This window comes from Niallia nealsonii (genome assembly GCF_002835805.1).
Taxonomy (GTDB): Bacteria; Bacillota; Bacilli; order Bacillales; family Cytobacillaceae; genus Niallia; species Niallia nealsonii.
Genome location: NZ_PISE01000001.1, coordinates 71,611 through 86,006 on the forward strand (window position 1 = coordinate 71,611; position 14,396 = coordinate 86,006).

Consider the following 14,396-nt stretch of genomic DNA (forward strand, 5'->3'; position numbering starts at 1 on the left):
ACGCTTTTTATTTACCAAGAATTCATTGACTAATTTTTTTACAATCTAGCTTTTTAGTTCACTACTATCTTGTTTTATCCATGTCCAAATTACCTTTCTTATAATAATAAACTTTCTGACAAAAAACAATTGTATTTCTAAGAAAAACAAAACTTGTCCTTTTTCCAAACCATGTACAAAACTATATAATAGAAGAAATAACACAAATATCTATTTAAACAGACAAAAAACTATCCGTTTTTCATGAAAACGGATAGTTTTTGTTAAATATTCACATATATATTTTTTGTTTTTTATTTTATATCTTTTCCTCTTTTGTTGAATAATTCCGTATCATCAAGTGGTTTATCCCAGCCTTTAAATCCACTCGCTTTTTTTGCTTGCCGATTAAAACCAAATTCTACTCTTTTTCCCTCAGGAGTGTAAATAGCATATTTTTTTATAATAATTTGCGAAGTATGCAAAACGGAAGCAAAAAAATAATATTCCTCATTTGGAGAATCAACTGTAAATGAATAATCTCCAAATTCTTTTGAAAAATTATTCAGCTCTTTCCCTAATAATCTTTTTCTTACATTTGTAGTAGCATCTGTATATTCTTTATATTCATGGATATCTAGGTTTGTATAAAATTCATCAGGAGAATATGCTGCATATACCCTCATATTTCCTATAGATAATAAAAAACAGCTAATAAGGATACAAATTCCTTTTTTCATCTGTCAATCCTTTCTATTTTTTTTGTCAGGATATTATTATATACAGGTTTTTATACGAGAAGATCTATTCTGATACCACTTATTTAGCAAATGATGATAAATAATAGTCAACGGAAAAGCAAAACTATAAAATCCTGCAGAAAAATAACTAAGCCAGCCTTTAAAGTAAAACACGTGGCATTTTACCGAAAGCGCTTCATATAAAGTCGATAAAACAATAATTACTACTATTAAAAAGAAACGATTTCCTCCCTTAGCATTCCAATAATCATACCAATAAACAAGTATGTATCCGATAGCAGGATACAGAAGCCATTGTAGAATAGAATCAAATAACTCATATTTATTGGAATCATTAAAATCATATAAATCAAATTTAAAAGAACCAGACAATATATGATCTACTAATTTAGAGACCGCACTGATAAAAAGAAACAACAAAACTGTAATAATTGTCGGAAACCTTTTCGGCAATCTCCAGATAATAATACAAGCAATTAGAAATGAAATAATAATAAACCATTCATTCTCATCAAATTTTTCTGGTAAATATAAGAACATACCTATTTACTGATTCTCCTTCTTTTCAAGATGAATAAACATCTGAAACAGTCCATACAGCAAAGTCCAAAAACAAAACCACAGAAGGAATGATTTTTCCATTCCCCAATGATGATACTGAATAATTTTCAACCAGCTGTTTGAATAATCTAAACAAACCATAATTAATGTACCTGCAATAATCACTATTATTTTTTTGACATAATTTTTTTCTTGTAAAAACATTTCCAATAAAAATATAGAAGCAATTGGCAACAAAATAACCTTATTCATAACAGATATTAAGCTTAGACTCAATTTATTGGGAAGTTCTAAATAATTTAGATTACTTGCTAATATATTTGTCCAATCTTGCACAAATATAAAACTAATCAAATAGCAGCCTATTCTAACAAGAGGTGTCATTATTTTTTCAATATGTAGATACCATCCTAAAGCAAAAATATTCAATAAAGAAAAAATGTAAATACTAATGTTCATTTTTGCTACCTTTCATCTAGAAATTATAATTAGCATCCCCCCAATTACAAGCCCCTATGTAAAAATATGCACAAAAAAATTTATATACAATGTATAACCCCCAAAAAGGCGATACATACTATTTAATGTGCTACTTTTTAATGGGCTATAGCCAAGCGGTAAGGCAACGGACTTTGACTCCGTCACTCGTTGGTTCGAATCCAGCTAGCCCAGTAACATTCCTTCGCTTTCATTTTGAAATAACCGCATAATAGAAACATTCCTCTTTATTATGAGCTCTATACTTTTCACCCTTGAACTATGTTCATAATTAAAACGATGAATATGTATATTTAATGAACTTTTTCTCTAGAAGTTGTGAACTTTTTATAAACTTATAGTTTTTATAGTGTTTATGGTAGATTGCTATATTATAATGTAGAAAAAATAAACGTAAAGGGGAAACAAATGATGGAAAGTACATTAAAAGTAACAAATGTATTGTCAGATCCAACACGCTTTTACATCTACCAATATATAACAAATAGGCATCAAGATGTAACCGTTCAAGAAATTTCGGATGAATTTGCAATCCACCCAAATGTAGCTCGTCTACATTTATCAAAATTAGAAGATGTCAGAATGCTTTATTCGGAAACAAAAAAAACAGGAAAAGGGGGTCGCCCAAGCCGTTTATATCGATTATCCAATGAGGTGATCCAGTTAAGTTTCCCTTTTAGAGACTATCAATTATTAAGCAAAATTTTGCTGCAGACAATGGAAAGGCTTGGTCCAGAAGGAAAAAAAGCCTTATATGAAACAGGCAAAAAATTTGGGAAGGAAATGATGGAACAAGAACTGATCCAATATACTAATAATGCTGACTTGCTTTCAAAAGATAATAAGCTGAGAATTTTGCAGAATGCAAGTTTAATGACAGGGCAGCTTCCTGCATTAGAATGGAGCGATGACCAAACATCTTTATATTTTGAAATATACAACTGTCCCTATAAAGAAGTGGCAAAAAACCATAAAGAAAATGTCTGCATGATGCATCAACAATTTTTTGCAGGAATGTTTGAGGCTTTATTCGAAGATGTACAATTAGTGGAAAAACAAAATATGCTTACCGGCTGTCATCATTGCGCATATCGAACAACCGTTCAGTAAACTTTTTTAAGTTAGATAATCCCTATCCGTATCAATTCCAATCACTGACATCACCTAATTAATAAAAAACACTTATTCCATTACTACGTATAAAGCTCTATTTTCCATTCAATGATTAAGAAGAAAATAGAGCTTCTATTGTTTAAAATTGAACTTAAAACCCATTTATAAAAGGATTATTATCCATTTCATGTCCGATTGTTGTACTTTTGCCATGTCCTGATAAAATAATGGTATCCTCAGGCAATGTCAACAGCTTATCATGAATGCTATTAAGCAATGTCCGCTGATTTCCTCCTGTTAAATCTGTACGACCAATGCTTTCATAGAAAAGTGCATCCCCTACAAATGCCATTCCTTCTTTTTTAAAATAAAAAGTGACACTTCCAGGAGAATGGCCAGGCGTTTCAAATACTTCAAAGGTAAAATCGCCCACCGTCATGCTTGGATTTTCATCTAAATAATACTCTGCTGGTTTTGCAACAATTGGAGTTGGCAATCGAAATTGCGTACTGCCATTTAATGCAGGGTCAATTAGCCAGTTATCTTCTTTTTCATGTATGTATACGGGAATACTATAATGAATTCGAATATCTTCTACTGCTCCAATATGGTCAAAATGCCCATGAGTAAGCAAAATCGCTGTTGGTGTTAATTCAAGCTCTGCAATTATTGCCATTAATTTTTTGCCATTCGCTCCTGGATCAATAACCAAACAGTTTTTCTCCTCATTCCAAACGAGATAACAGTTTGTCTGAATAGGACCGAGGGGAATTTGTTTATACTCCATATTCTTCACTTCCTATCTTTATTTATTTAAATGATTCATTACTCTATCTACTTTATCTTCCATTTTTCTTGTAATATCTCTGCGGTCATCAATTCTTATGTTGGTGCAAACACGTACTAAACCTTTTGCAAAAGGAACTTCATGCATCGCTTGAATTACTTCAAATAATTTAGGCAGCTCCCCTTCAATAATTGTATTCATTGGTGTAAGCTGAAAACGGATTTCTCCTTTTTCCTCATAACTTTTTAACACTTTCTGTATATCTGCCACATATGCACTTACACTGGGAGTTTCTGTTCCCACTGGTATTACAGTTACATCTACTATTGCCATCCCTCTATTTCACTCCTTTATGTATTTTGCTAACAAATAAAGTAAAATGAATATGTGCTAGCCATTCTTTCTCTATCTTGTCATATTTCAAGTGGTTTCTCAAACTTTTCGGCTAAAAGGGCCTACACTCTATTTTAGTGTTTATGATTCATTATTTTTCCCACTTAATGATTGTATTTCTCCTGTATCCACATTCATTAACTTCTCAAAATAATATCCATATAAACACCATTGTCCATTTGGCGACAAAGAAATCGGTTCATTTTCCAATAACTTTTTTCCTATATTTTTTTGCAGCCCATTTTTTATATCAAAAGAAACAAAAGCAAATCCTTTTTTATATGTTTCAATATCTCCATTTTCTTTTGGAACAAATGTATAAAATTTATCATTATTTATAGTGAAATAAGGAACAAACCAATCATTAAATTTAGCAAGCCGGGGCATAGATACCGTTGTATATTTTTGAAATTGATGGTTATAAAAAGTATACAATGCCTGTTCCTTTTTTTCTTCATTAGTAGAAATAGTAACAATGGCTTCTTTTGCAGCATAAAAAGAATAACTTTTTGGCAAACTATGGACACTTTCTACTTTCGTTTGAAGATTAATTGTTTTAAGGGGGGATTGAAACGCCGAATCTTGTTCCTGCCAGTTAATATATGCAAGTTCTTCTTTATTAAGCCATTGTGAAAATGGTGTTATAGCAGCTTCTTCTATAAGCTTTTGATCATTAACTTTTAAAAGAAAAACATTGCTGCTCCAATCCTCTTTAAATGCAGTTACTACTAGTTCATTATTAGTAAAAGGATTCCAGACAAATTCTGCCTCAAAGCTAGCAAGAGCACTTGTATAAAGGACACTGCCGCTACTATCTATAACAGTGATTTCTCCCCCTTTTAAAGAGTTAGTATAAATCAATGCCTTTTGCAAATCAGGGCTTATTTCAACAGTGACTATTTCTTGATTACTTTGATAAAGCAGCGTATCTTTTCCTGTTAATAATTGATGTTTATATAACTGATAGCTTGTCCCCTTCTTCGCTATATAGGCAATGGACTCGTTACTAAGCCAACCGGCTACCTGAATAAAATCACCGTTCCTATCGTTTATAGGAAAAATTGTTTTTTTCGTTTGTTCCCCTTGGACTGCATCTTTTTCTTCTTTATTATTTTTTATGTTTTTCTGTTTATCCGTACATCCAACTAATGCAAGGGTAAAAAGAAAACATAAAAAAACAAGATATGCTGATTTCCCCCTGATTAAGCAACTCATTTTCCACACCTTCTATATTCGTCAAATTAATGATCAGCTATATTGAATAGTAACACAAAAAAAGCCGAAACAGGCCGGCTTCACATAATCTTTTATTTATTTTTTACTTTCTGGCACCCTTTTAAAAATATACTGTACACATTGAGTTACATATACAGTGCAGCTAAAAAAATTCCTAGTACATCTCGGTAGATTTCATCAAATTGGGATAACGGAAGTGGATTAATTCCCTTGCCTAGTTCCATCGTAAAACCAGGTTTGCGAAACTCTTGAATAAACCAATCTTTATAGCCTGCATGACTATCTACATATTGAATTGCTTCATACCCACTTATTCTGGCAAACTCATTTGCCAACACTTTTGACTCAGGAGGCTCGAGCCCTTCATATCCCCAATAAAATTCTTTTCCTTGCGTATGAAAAGCAAGCACGCTTTGAAATTTTTCCTTTTGTGCAAGCTCTGCCATCGCCTGTGCTTCTGGCTCCGTTAACGGGGCATCACCAGGATAGTCTCTTGGGGCGGGAGCTTTCGGTTTTTTGCGCTCTTTTTCTATTTCCCAGTTTGCCGGATATTGATTATTTAAATCCACTCCTCTAATATTTGCTTTCCAGCCTGTAAAATCTGTGCTTCCTTCATTTATTCCTATTACTTCCTCTCTATTACTTTCATTCGGTCCATTCAATACAAGATCTACTCCATCTGGATTAACCATTGGAACAATGGATAAATCGATAGATTGATAGAAAGGAAGTGTCTTTGCTCCTTTTATAGTCGTTCCATTTGTTAACGATAATAAATATTCATTTAAATAAGACATTAAAACCGAAGTCGTTATCCATTCATTTGCATGAAAAGATCCATTAAAATGGACTTTTTTGCTGCCTTCGCCTATCCGTATTTCCTGTATAGATTTATTGAGTACACTTTTCCCTATATGATTAATTTTAATAAAAGGATAAGCTGCTTTTAATGCTTCTATATCTCTAGTTAATGTTGCATAATCATATCGCCTTTTGCCATTCACTAGTTTGGTGATAATTCTTTTGGGAACCTTTACGCTTGCACCGATTGTTAGCTGATTAGGATTTATGTCTTGATTTAATAATAATAAGCTGTCAACCGAAATATTTCTTGCACCAGCAATTTTCCATAAAGAATCTCCTTGTTTTACTTGAATAGTTTGCATAGTAAATCCTGGTATAATTATAGACTGCCCTGCTGTTAAAGCATCAGGATTTATGTTAGGGTTGCTGTCTATGATTAAATTTAATGGAATCCTAAATAGTTGGCTATAATACCATAATGCATCTCCTGGTCTTATTTTCACTTCCACCGATACCACTCCTTCCATCATTAATAATTATGAAAAATGGCATGCAAAAATACATTTTATAAAGGAAAAACTTTCGATTGCCTCTTTGCCTAATGATTTTAAAACAAAAAAAACTTTGTTTCGCTCCTCTTAATGTAGATTCGGAGTGAAACAAATCTTGTAGATTATTCCATTTCTATATCTTCTATTTCCAGTCTTCCATCATTCATTTTATAAAATCGCAGCAAATCCCCATATATAATGGAATCAGAAATATCCAATTCTTCATTTGCTTGTTCTATATACGGAGTGCATAAATCTTTTTCCACAGGATTTCCATCCTTTTTATCGTAACAAATTTCCTTTGTATAAACATAATCTTTTGTAATAAAGCTTCCATCACGCAAAACAGTAAATTCTTTTTTCTCTTTAGAAAAAAGATCAGAACCGAATTGAATATCATTTTTCGCATTGATTCCTAATAAGTGAAGAATGGTTGGTTTAATATCTATTTGACCAGAAACAGTCGAGATAGTTTTTCCCTTTTCACCAGGAATGTGAATAACAAAGGGAACACGCTGCAATTGTGTACTTACAAATGGTGTAACTTCTTCTTCTAATAATTCTCCCATTGCTTTATTGTGATTTTCTGAAATGCCATTATGATCTCCATACATAACAATTATGCTATTATCATAGATTCCTTCCTCTTTTAGCTGTTGAATAAACTTTTTTAACGCTTCATCTTGATAACGTACTGTTGGAATATAGTTATTTAAGGTTTTGCTTCCTGTTGTAAGAGGCTCAATAAACTTATCCTCTTTCTCTAAAACAAAAGGGAAATGATTTGTTAATGTAATAAACTTGCTGTAAAACGGCTGTGGCATTTCTTTTAAATGTTGAATAGACTGTTCAAAAAAGTCGACATCCTTTAATCCCCAGCCAATAGAATTCTCTTCCTTTACATCATAATCCTCTATTTCATAAAAACGCTGATAGCCTAAGCTTTGATACATAATATCCCTATTCCAAAAACTCTTATTATTCGCATGTAAACTTGCTGTATAATAACCATTTTCATTCAGAATTTCCGGTGTGGCATGATACTCATTTCCAGAATGAGTAAAAAAGACAGCTCCTCGACTTAATGGATACAACGAGTTTTCCACGATAAACTCTGAATCAGATGTTTTCCCTTGTCCTGTTTGATGATAAAAGTTATTAAAGTAGTAGCTTTCTTTAATAAAGTCATTTAGAAATGGTGTTATTTCTTTCCCATTTACTTCCCGATTTACTAGAAAGCTTTGAGTGGATTCTAAGCTAATTAGGATAACATTTTTTCCTTTAGCAATTCCAAACATGTCTTTATTAGGCGCTGCATAGTTGGCAGCATTATAATTGACAATATCGGTTAATTTACTGCCATCTGCTAATGCTCTTTGGGCAGAAGATTTTGTCTGTAAAAATAAATCATACAATTGATAATTATAAGCGCCGATATTTTTCACTAATATCTCTCTGTCAAATGTTCTTGTTAAAAGCTGTGTACGCTGTGTTTCTGCAAGACTTAAATTAAAAAAAGCAAACCCTGCAGCCGCTATATAAAATATTCTTTTTGTCCTTTTTGTGTAAGTTGGATACTTGATAAAGCTTGGACTCTTTTTAATCAAAACAGCTAAAATAATAATATCAGCAAAATAGAACATATCTGTCCAAAAAATAAGTTCCTTCACACTGCTCCCCAAATCACTCATATTACTTGTTTGAAACAATAACGGCAATGTTAAAAAATCTGTATAGATTCGATAAAATACAACATTTGCATATAAAATAATTCCTAAAAAAATACTTGATCCTAATATATATCTTTTTTGATGTTTCTCTTTTAAAAACAAGCTGATTCCCAAAATAAACAGCACCGAACTTAATGGATTAATCCATAAAATAAATTGCTGTATTCCATTTTCAATTTTAATATCAAAACTTGTCTGATATACAATATTTGTCTTTAGCCAAATTAATAGTATGGCAATAGTCAAAAGAGACAGCTTCTGCCATTTTTTATTTTGAGTAAGCAATCATACATCCCCCTATTTTTTATCTATTTTCTTATTTTTATATTTTTTATAAAAAACTCATATATTTTTAATTTTATTTTCATAATAAAACTTTATAATATATATTTTCTTAAATATATAGACGAATAACTAATAAAAAGGTTTCATTTTTTATAAAACAAGCACCGTTTTTCCATTCTCCAATAAAAAAAGGATCTGCACTAAAAATGTTTTAAAAATAAAAAAACAAATTTAGTGAAATCCTTTTTTAAACTATTTATTTTTTATGCTTTTGCTAACCAGGCTGCCCCAATTACTCCTGCCGCATTTCCTAATGTAGCGACATATAGTTTAGTGGACTGTGCCACGCCCTTAAAAGAATATGCTTTAAAATATTCTTCTACAGGCTTTAAAAGTACATCACCCGCTTTAGACACACCGCCGCCTAAAACAATCTTTTCTGGATTTAATATATTAGCAATATTCGCTAATGCTAATCCTAAATGCTGGGCAATATAAGAAATCACATCACAAGCAATCTTATCCCCATTTCTTGCTGCATCAAAGACATCTTTTGCAGTAAACGTGCCTTGTTCATTTAAAGTTGTCTGCAATTCACCTGTTGTTTTAGCATCTGCTAAAAATTCTTTTGCTACTCTTACAATTCCTGTTGCCGAAGCAATTGTTTCCAAACAGCCAGTTTTGCCGCAATTGCATGGTGCCCCATTTTCTACCACAGATGTTAAATGGCCAATCTCACCGGCAGCTCCTTTAACTCCTTGAACAATATTCCCGTTCACAATTACACCGCCGCCTACACCAGTACCGAGCGTCACACATACTAAATCTTTGCTGCCAGCCCCTGCACCTTTCCACATTTCTCCTAAAGCAGCACAATTTGCATCATTATCAATAATAACAGGCAGGCCTAATTCTGCTTCTAATCTCTCTTTTAGCGGAAAATTATCTGGCCATCCTAAATTGACTGTATTATAAATAATTCCTGTTTCATAATCAAATGGACCAGGCGCTCCCATCCCTACACCTGCTACCTCTTGTTTCGAGTGATTCCATTTATTTAATTTTTCCTCAATCGATTTTGCGATATCTATTGTAATGTTTTTTCCTTCTTCTGAGTTATCTGTAGGAATTTCCCAACTATCAATTAAATCACCCGCTATTGTTAAAAAAGCTATTTTTACCGTTGTTCCGCCTAAATCAACACCAATAACCCATTTCTGTTCCATACTCTTCTCCCCTTACTTCTCTCTGTCTTCTTTAAGATGCACAATTTCTTGATTTAATAAAAATAATGCAGATTCAAATTCTTGTTTATCTATTAATTGAGATCTGTATAGTTCTTCTATTTCAGATTTCATTAACTCTAAATCGCCAATTCGATCTCCGATATAAATAATTGTTCCATATTGTTTTAAAAATTGCTGTATGTCATAAATTGTTTTCATTTTAACCCTCTATCAGTTCTTTTTATTTCAATAGATTAACAGAACTTAATCCATGTAAATCGTTTTCATTTTTAGTATAAAACAATTTTTCCTTTTCCTCAAGATTGTCTTTTTTATCAAATATTTTTTTCCTGAAATTTCGAATAACTTGTTACAAACTAAAAAGATAAAGGGAAACTGACAATTGGACTTTTACAACCAAGTTTCTGCCTGCTTAGATTTCTCTTAATTCCTCCTATTCCTTTAAGTGTTGTCAAAAGCCCATTAATGCTTGATAAAACAGCAAACATGAATAAAGCTTATCCATCATATAATATGTAAAGTTTTATTCTGTTTTAACTTGGCAACTTATTTTTCAACGAATAACAATGCAAATGAAAATATTTATAATGGGGAATGGAAATGAAAAGAGATTTTATATTATTAAGTTTGTCATTAGCTGTTCTTATTTCTGTATTTTATGTATTTCAGCAAAATCAAATTGCAAAAGAAAGCATTACATATTTTCCAATTGATCCAACTGTCTCATTTCCAAAGGCAGAGACTTCCATTCAGCTGCAGAATCAAAAATATGATGAATACAGCATCGAATGGGAAACAACATCGAATCTTAATAAACGTGCCTATTTAAGACAAAATATGAGCTTATTATATGCAAATGGCAAACTTGTCAGCAAAATGGGGGAATGGAAACAAAATACAATGGAATTATCAGAAAGGAAAACAGTTGTTGAAAAGGAAAGCAAAAAGTTCGAAGCAATCTCCTTTCATTATGCAGAGATCCATGACAAAAATGAACGTATATTCAGTTCGCAAAAAATAACAGACGATTTTTTGTATGTGGTCAATTCAAAATATGATAATCAAGCAAAAGCTTTCCGAAATGCAAAAAATCAGGATGAAACAAAATGGAAAAAACTCCTAGATTCTCAGACAAAAGAATATCTTTATTATTATTTCAATCAAAGCATAAAAAAAAATCAGCTGTCACTTGAACAATATCCCCTTCGACTTTTATTGACAGACCTTGAAAAGTTTAACGAAGAACCCCTAAAGGGATTTACAAAACAACAAACAGCCAAAATCATCGGACAACTGATGGAAGGACTATATAAAAATTATTTCCTAGGAATTAGAACCGCCGATGGAGATATAATAGATCCAATCGGTAGCACAATCCCTATTATTCTTATCGCCAAAGATCATCTTTTAGTTGAATTTACCACAAAAAATGGAGAATCTATTATTCTAAGACAGCAAATTTCTACTTTATAATTTGCTGCCTTTCTCTTAGGATATATCTTTCAAGCTATTTTCGTATAGATTGTTACTGTTTAACCCACAGGATCAGTAATTCTAAAAGTTTTTCTCTCTTATTCCATAAGCAATAAACTTTTAGAAACAGCCTTTTTAAAAGCTTTATCTATTTTCATTACCAACAAATACTGTTGCTAAAAAGTAGATTACACGAAAAAAAGACCAAAAAGGCCTTTTTCATTAGCTTGTTGGTTTTGAAAAAACCGTACTCATCATTTGATTGCGCAAACCCGGCAAGTTCATCGCAAACTTTATTAAGTATTTACGCAATAATCTACTTCTTAAAACTGTGTTTAAAATACGATAACGTTTTTTTATCAGATAATATCCGCTTAATCCGATTAACAAAATGGAGAAAATTTTCGGCATTTTCATCCCTCCTAACTCTTAGTTTGGAGAAAAAGCAAACTTTTATCCATACAATTTTATTCTAACTACCATTTACACAAAAACAAAAAGTGCTAATAATGCGGCAAATATACCTGATAAAATATTGACAACATCATTATTTAAAATAGCAAACCCTTTTTTCTTGATAGTCTCTTTCCCACAATGGATTCTTTTCTCAACCATTTTTCCACATACTTTACATTGATATCCAGCTTGAAGCAAAGCACCTAATAAGGTATCCAATAAATTTCCAACGAATCCAAACACGCCAATGATTACCATCTCTTTTACCGATATCGGAAAAAGAAAAAAGGCACATAATGCAATAAAAAAGGAACCGCAAATAGCGGCAACAGTACCAAGTACACTTACTGCTCCAGATGTTCCTGTTTCTTCCAAACGAAAATTTTTAATAGACAGAGGTTGTTTTTTGCTTAATGTGCCAATTTCCGATGCCCATGTATCTGAGTTAGAAGAAGCAATTAAAATAGCAAATAGATATATCCAAAGCGCTTCATTTGTAACAAGATAAACAAGACTTGCAACAGACGCCGCCCCGCCATTGGCCATTACTTGAAAAGCATCTCGTTCACTGCCCTTTTCCGCCTTTTCCTCCATCATGCTTTTTTGGCTTTTTTTGTACTTGGATAAAAGACTAGATGACAGAAAAAAAACGCCTAAAAGTAATAATCCTTTATATCCTAACCCTAAAGCAATACAGATTCCTACAAAAAATGCAGCAATACTCCCGCTGCTATTTAAAAATCGAACTTTTTTTGCCAATACAACTACAAAGAAAATAATCAACATATATACGAAGGTAATCATGTCGGGATATATACACCTTTATTTGTAATCATTTTATCAACTGGCAAATCATGAGCTTCTATTGGCAAATCCGCCATTAGCTGTTTTTCAAATGCTAGGGATAATGTTTTCCCCACATAATTCATTAAATAGCGATCATAATAGCCCCCGCCAAATCCAAGCCGAAAACCTTCTTTTGTAAAGCCTAGTCCTGGAACGATTAATAGATCTATTTCTCTAGATGCTGTTTCCTCTGTGGCCTTTTCTATCGGCTCTTGCAAACCGCTATATACGGTTTCTAGTTGATCAAAGGATGTTAGTTTTCGAAAGGCCATTCCTTTTGTTTTTGGCAAACATTTTGGCACACTTACTGTTTTCCCCAACTCCCATGCACGACGAATGATTTCGTATGTATCTACTTCAGGAAAATTCGAAATCGTAACGCCAATGCTGTTTGCTTGTATAAATAGAGGATCTGCAAATAGTTTTTCTGCAATTTCCTGTGATAATTTTATATGCTGCTCTTTCGTTAGTATACTTAATTTTTCTTTTATTTGTTTGCGAACGATATACTTTGGCTGCTTCATTATGTCGCCTCCTCGTTTTTTAGCTGATAGCTAGTTCATTTCTATTGCCCTACATCTAAAATTGCATATGCAGGGTTTCTCTTTTTTGCAGTGATTGCTATTGCTGTTTTTTGTATGGTTTCATTCAGCTAACCCCTTGTTTTTCTATTCAATTAACTGATTGTATAAATTAATTTCAACAAAGATTACAAAAAGAGCCTTTTTAAAGAGTTCTTCCCTAAAAAATTTGTATACAAAAAAAACAGAAGGGATATCCCCTCTGCTTATTTTGTTTCGCGGTGAGTTGTAGTACGTTTTTCTCTTGAGCAATATTTTTTTAGCTCAAGACGATCTGGGTTATTTCGTTTATTTTTTTTAGAAATGTAGTTACGATCTCCACATTCTGTGCAAGCTAACGTAATGTTTACACGCATGTTATTTCCCTCCAAACTATTGCTATACTAGTTCGTGCATACGACTTTTATATGATAACACTTTTTGTTAGGAAATGCTAGTATGATTTTTTATTAGATAAGAATTCATAACCATTACATCTTGTTTTTCTTTTCCATGAATATTCCATGCTCTGCCAATTGCCGAGGAATGAGGATTTATTTCTACATTTAAGGAGAAGATACTAACCGAGGCACCTTTTCCCATTGGCTGGTATTTTAAAATTCCAGTTCCATGTTTGCTCCATATATGTTCTGTATGGATATTCCAATAGGGCTGGATCGTTCTTTGCTCCATTCTGCATCCATTGCATTCACCGTTTACTAGAAATAAATCCTCGTCAATAGAGTGAAAAATCATATTATCAGTAGGAGAAACAAAGGCTAAATGCTCTTTAAAAGGTTTCGTATAATGATTCAGCATCAATATTTTCAACTGTTTTGTAACAGGGGAATGATTTCTTACATAAATCTCGCTATATTGGATTTTTGAGTGTTTAGATAGATGTTTTATATGCACCGAAACAGAATGGTCAGGAATTAATTTCTCATATCCATTCTGTATCCAATAAGTTTTTCCATCTATCCATATGCCAGGAGTGCTGATCAATCTTCCGCCGGTAGCTTCTTTTTGAATACATTGATAATCTTCATTTAAGTACGCCTCTGATTTCATCCTCATTTCACCTTTTTTAGTTTATTTTTATTGCTTCAGCAAAAA

General features: G+C 32.4%; 17 protein-coding genes and 1 tRNA gene. 3 read left to right on the forward strand and 15 right to left on the reverse strand.

What is annotated here, in order from left to right; all coding sequences use genetic code 11:
• Window positions 1-293: 293 nt before the first annotated feature.
• The 3 genes from CWS01_RS00360 to CWS01_RS00370 are packed head-to-tail and all read right to left on the reverse strand — an operon-like array spanning window position 294 to window position 1,760.
• Window positions 294-719, reverse strand: a complete 426-nt coding sequence (locus CWS01_RS00360) for a hypothetical protein (protein WP_101174996.1) — start codon at window positions 717-719, stop codon at window positions 294-296.
• Window positions 720-755: 36 nt separating this feature from the next.
• A complete protein-coding gene (locus tag CWS01_RS00365; protein WP_101174997.1) occupies window positions 756-1,280 on the reverse strand; it encodes a hypothetical protein in 525 nt (174 codons plus the stop codon).
• A 6-nt stretch (window positions 1,281-1,286) separates the two neighbouring features.
• Window positions 1,287-1,760 (reverse strand): hypothetical protein, encoded by a 474-nt coding sequence (locus CWS01_RS00370; RefSeq protein ID WP_101174998.1) that lies wholly within the window; start codon window positions 1,758-1,760, stop codon window positions 1,287-1,289.
• A gap of 141 nt (window positions 1,761-1,901) precedes the next feature.
• Between CWS01_RS00370 and CWS01_RS00375 the strand changes: the two genes are divergently transcribed.
• A tRNA-Gln gene (locus CWS01_RS00375) sits at window positions 1,902-1,973 on the forward strand.
• Between the two features lie 237 nt (window positions 1,974-2,210).
• Window positions 2,211-2,909 (forward strand): helix-turn-helix transcriptional regulator, encoded by a 699-nt coding sequence (locus CWS01_RS00380; RefSeq protein WP_101174999.1) that lies wholly within the window; start codon window positions 2,211-2,213, stop codon window positions 2,907-2,909.
• A 154-nt stretch (window positions 2,910-3,063) separates the two neighbouring features.
• Here the strand turns inward: CWS01_RS00380 and CWS01_RS00385 are convergent, their stop codons facing one another.
• The 7 genes from CWS01_RS00385 to CWS01_RS00415 form a co-directional block, all read right to left on the reverse strand.
• Window positions 3,064-3,699: an MBL fold metallo-hydrolase gene (locus CWS01_RS00385; protein WP_101175000.1), complete on the reverse strand. Its 636-nt coding sequence runs from the start codon at window positions 3,697-3,699 to the stop codon at window positions 3,064-3,066.
• Between the two features lie 18 nt (window positions 3,700-3,717).
• Window positions 3,718-4,032: an MTH1187 family thiamine-binding protein gene (locus tag CWS01_RS00390; RefSeq protein ID WP_101175001.1), complete on the reverse strand. Its 315-nt coding sequence runs from the start codon at window positions 4,030-4,032 to the stop codon at window positions 3,718-3,720.
• Between the two features lie 141 nt (window positions 4,033-4,173).
• Entirely contained in the window at window positions 4,174-5,307 is a 1,134-nt protein-coding gene (locus tag CWS01_RS00395) for a YqgU-like beta propeller domain-containing protein (protein WP_101175002.1), read from the reverse strand.
• Window positions 5,308-5,453: 146 nt separating this feature from the next.
• Window positions 5,454-6,641, reverse strand: a complete 1,188-nt coding sequence (locus CWS01_RS00400) for a M14 family metallopeptidase (RefSeq protein ID WP_101175004.1) — start codon at window positions 6,639-6,641, stop codon at window positions 5,454-5,456.
• 164 nt (window positions 6,642-6,805) lie between these two features.
• Window positions 6,806-8,698, reverse strand: a complete 1,893-nt coding sequence (locus CWS01_RS00405; RefSeq protein WP_101175005.1) for an LTA synthase family protein — start codon at window positions 8,696-8,698, stop codon at window positions 6,806-6,808.
• A 263-nt stretch (window positions 8,699-8,961) separates the two neighbouring features.
• Window positions 8,962-9,924, reverse strand: coding sequence for an ROK family glucokinase (locus CWS01_RS00410; RefSeq protein WP_101175007.1), 963 nt, complete (start codon window positions 9,922-9,924; stop codon window positions 8,962-8,964).
• 12 nt (window positions 9,925-9,936) lie between these two features.
• Window positions 9,937-10,143 carry a YqgQ family protein gene (locus CWS01_RS00415; protein WP_101175009.1) on the reverse strand — a complete coding sequence of 69 codons (207 nt, stop codon included), beginning with the start codon at window positions 10,141-10,143 and terminating at the stop codon, window positions 9,937-9,939.
• 402 nt (window positions 10,144-10,545) lie between these two features.
• Between CWS01_RS00415 and CWS01_RS00420 the strand changes: the two genes are divergently transcribed.
• Window positions 10,546-11,418 (forward strand): hypothetical protein, encoded by an 873-nt coding sequence (locus CWS01_RS00420; RefSeq protein WP_101175010.1) that lies wholly within the window; start codon window positions 10,546-10,548, stop codon window positions 11,416-11,418.
• A 222-nt stretch (window positions 11,419-11,640) separates the two neighbouring features.
• On the opposite strand, the gene CWS01_RS00425 is transcribed toward CWS01_RS00420, so the two are convergent.
• The 5 genes from CWS01_RS00425 to CWS01_RS00445 all read right to left on the reverse strand — a co-directional run bounded on the left by CWS01_RS00425 (window position 11,641) and on the right by CWS01_RS00445 (window position 14,351).
• The gene (locus tag CWS01_RS00425) at window positions 11,641-11,829 is read right to left on the reverse strand and encodes a hypothetical protein (RefSeq protein WP_101175012.1); all 189 of its coding nucleotides are present in this window, start codon (window positions 11,827-11,829) and stop codon (window positions 11,641-11,643) included.
• Between the two features lie 72 nt (window positions 11,830-11,901).
• Window positions 11,902-12,678 (reverse strand): DUF92 domain-containing protein, encoded by a 777-nt coding sequence (locus tag CWS01_RS00430; RefSeq protein ID WP_101175014.1) that lies wholly within the window; start codon window positions 12,676-12,678, stop codon window positions 11,902-11,904.
• On the reverse strand, window positions 12,675-13,244 hold the full coding sequence (locus CWS01_RS00435) for a 5-formyltetrahydrofolate cyclo-ligase (RefSeq protein WP_101175016.1): 570 nt from the start codon (window positions 13,242-13,244) through the stop codon (window positions 12,675-12,677). The genes CWS01_RS00430 and CWS01_RS00435 overlap by 4 nt, the downstream gene beginning before the upstream one ends.
• A 263-nt stretch (window positions 13,245-13,507) precedes the next feature.
• Window positions 13,508-13,657, reverse strand: a complete 150-nt coding sequence (rpmG, locus tag CWS01_RS00440) for a 50S ribosomal protein L33 (RefSeq protein WP_101175018.1) — start codon at window positions 13,655-13,657, stop codon at window positions 13,508-13,510.
• A gap of 67 nt (window positions 13,658-13,724) precedes the next feature.
• Window positions 13,725-14,351, reverse strand: a complete 627-nt coding sequence (locus tag CWS01_RS00445) for a hypothetical protein (protein WP_101175020.1) — start codon at window positions 14,349-14,351, stop codon at window positions 13,725-13,727.
• Window positions 14,352-14,396: the final 45 nt, after the last annotated feature.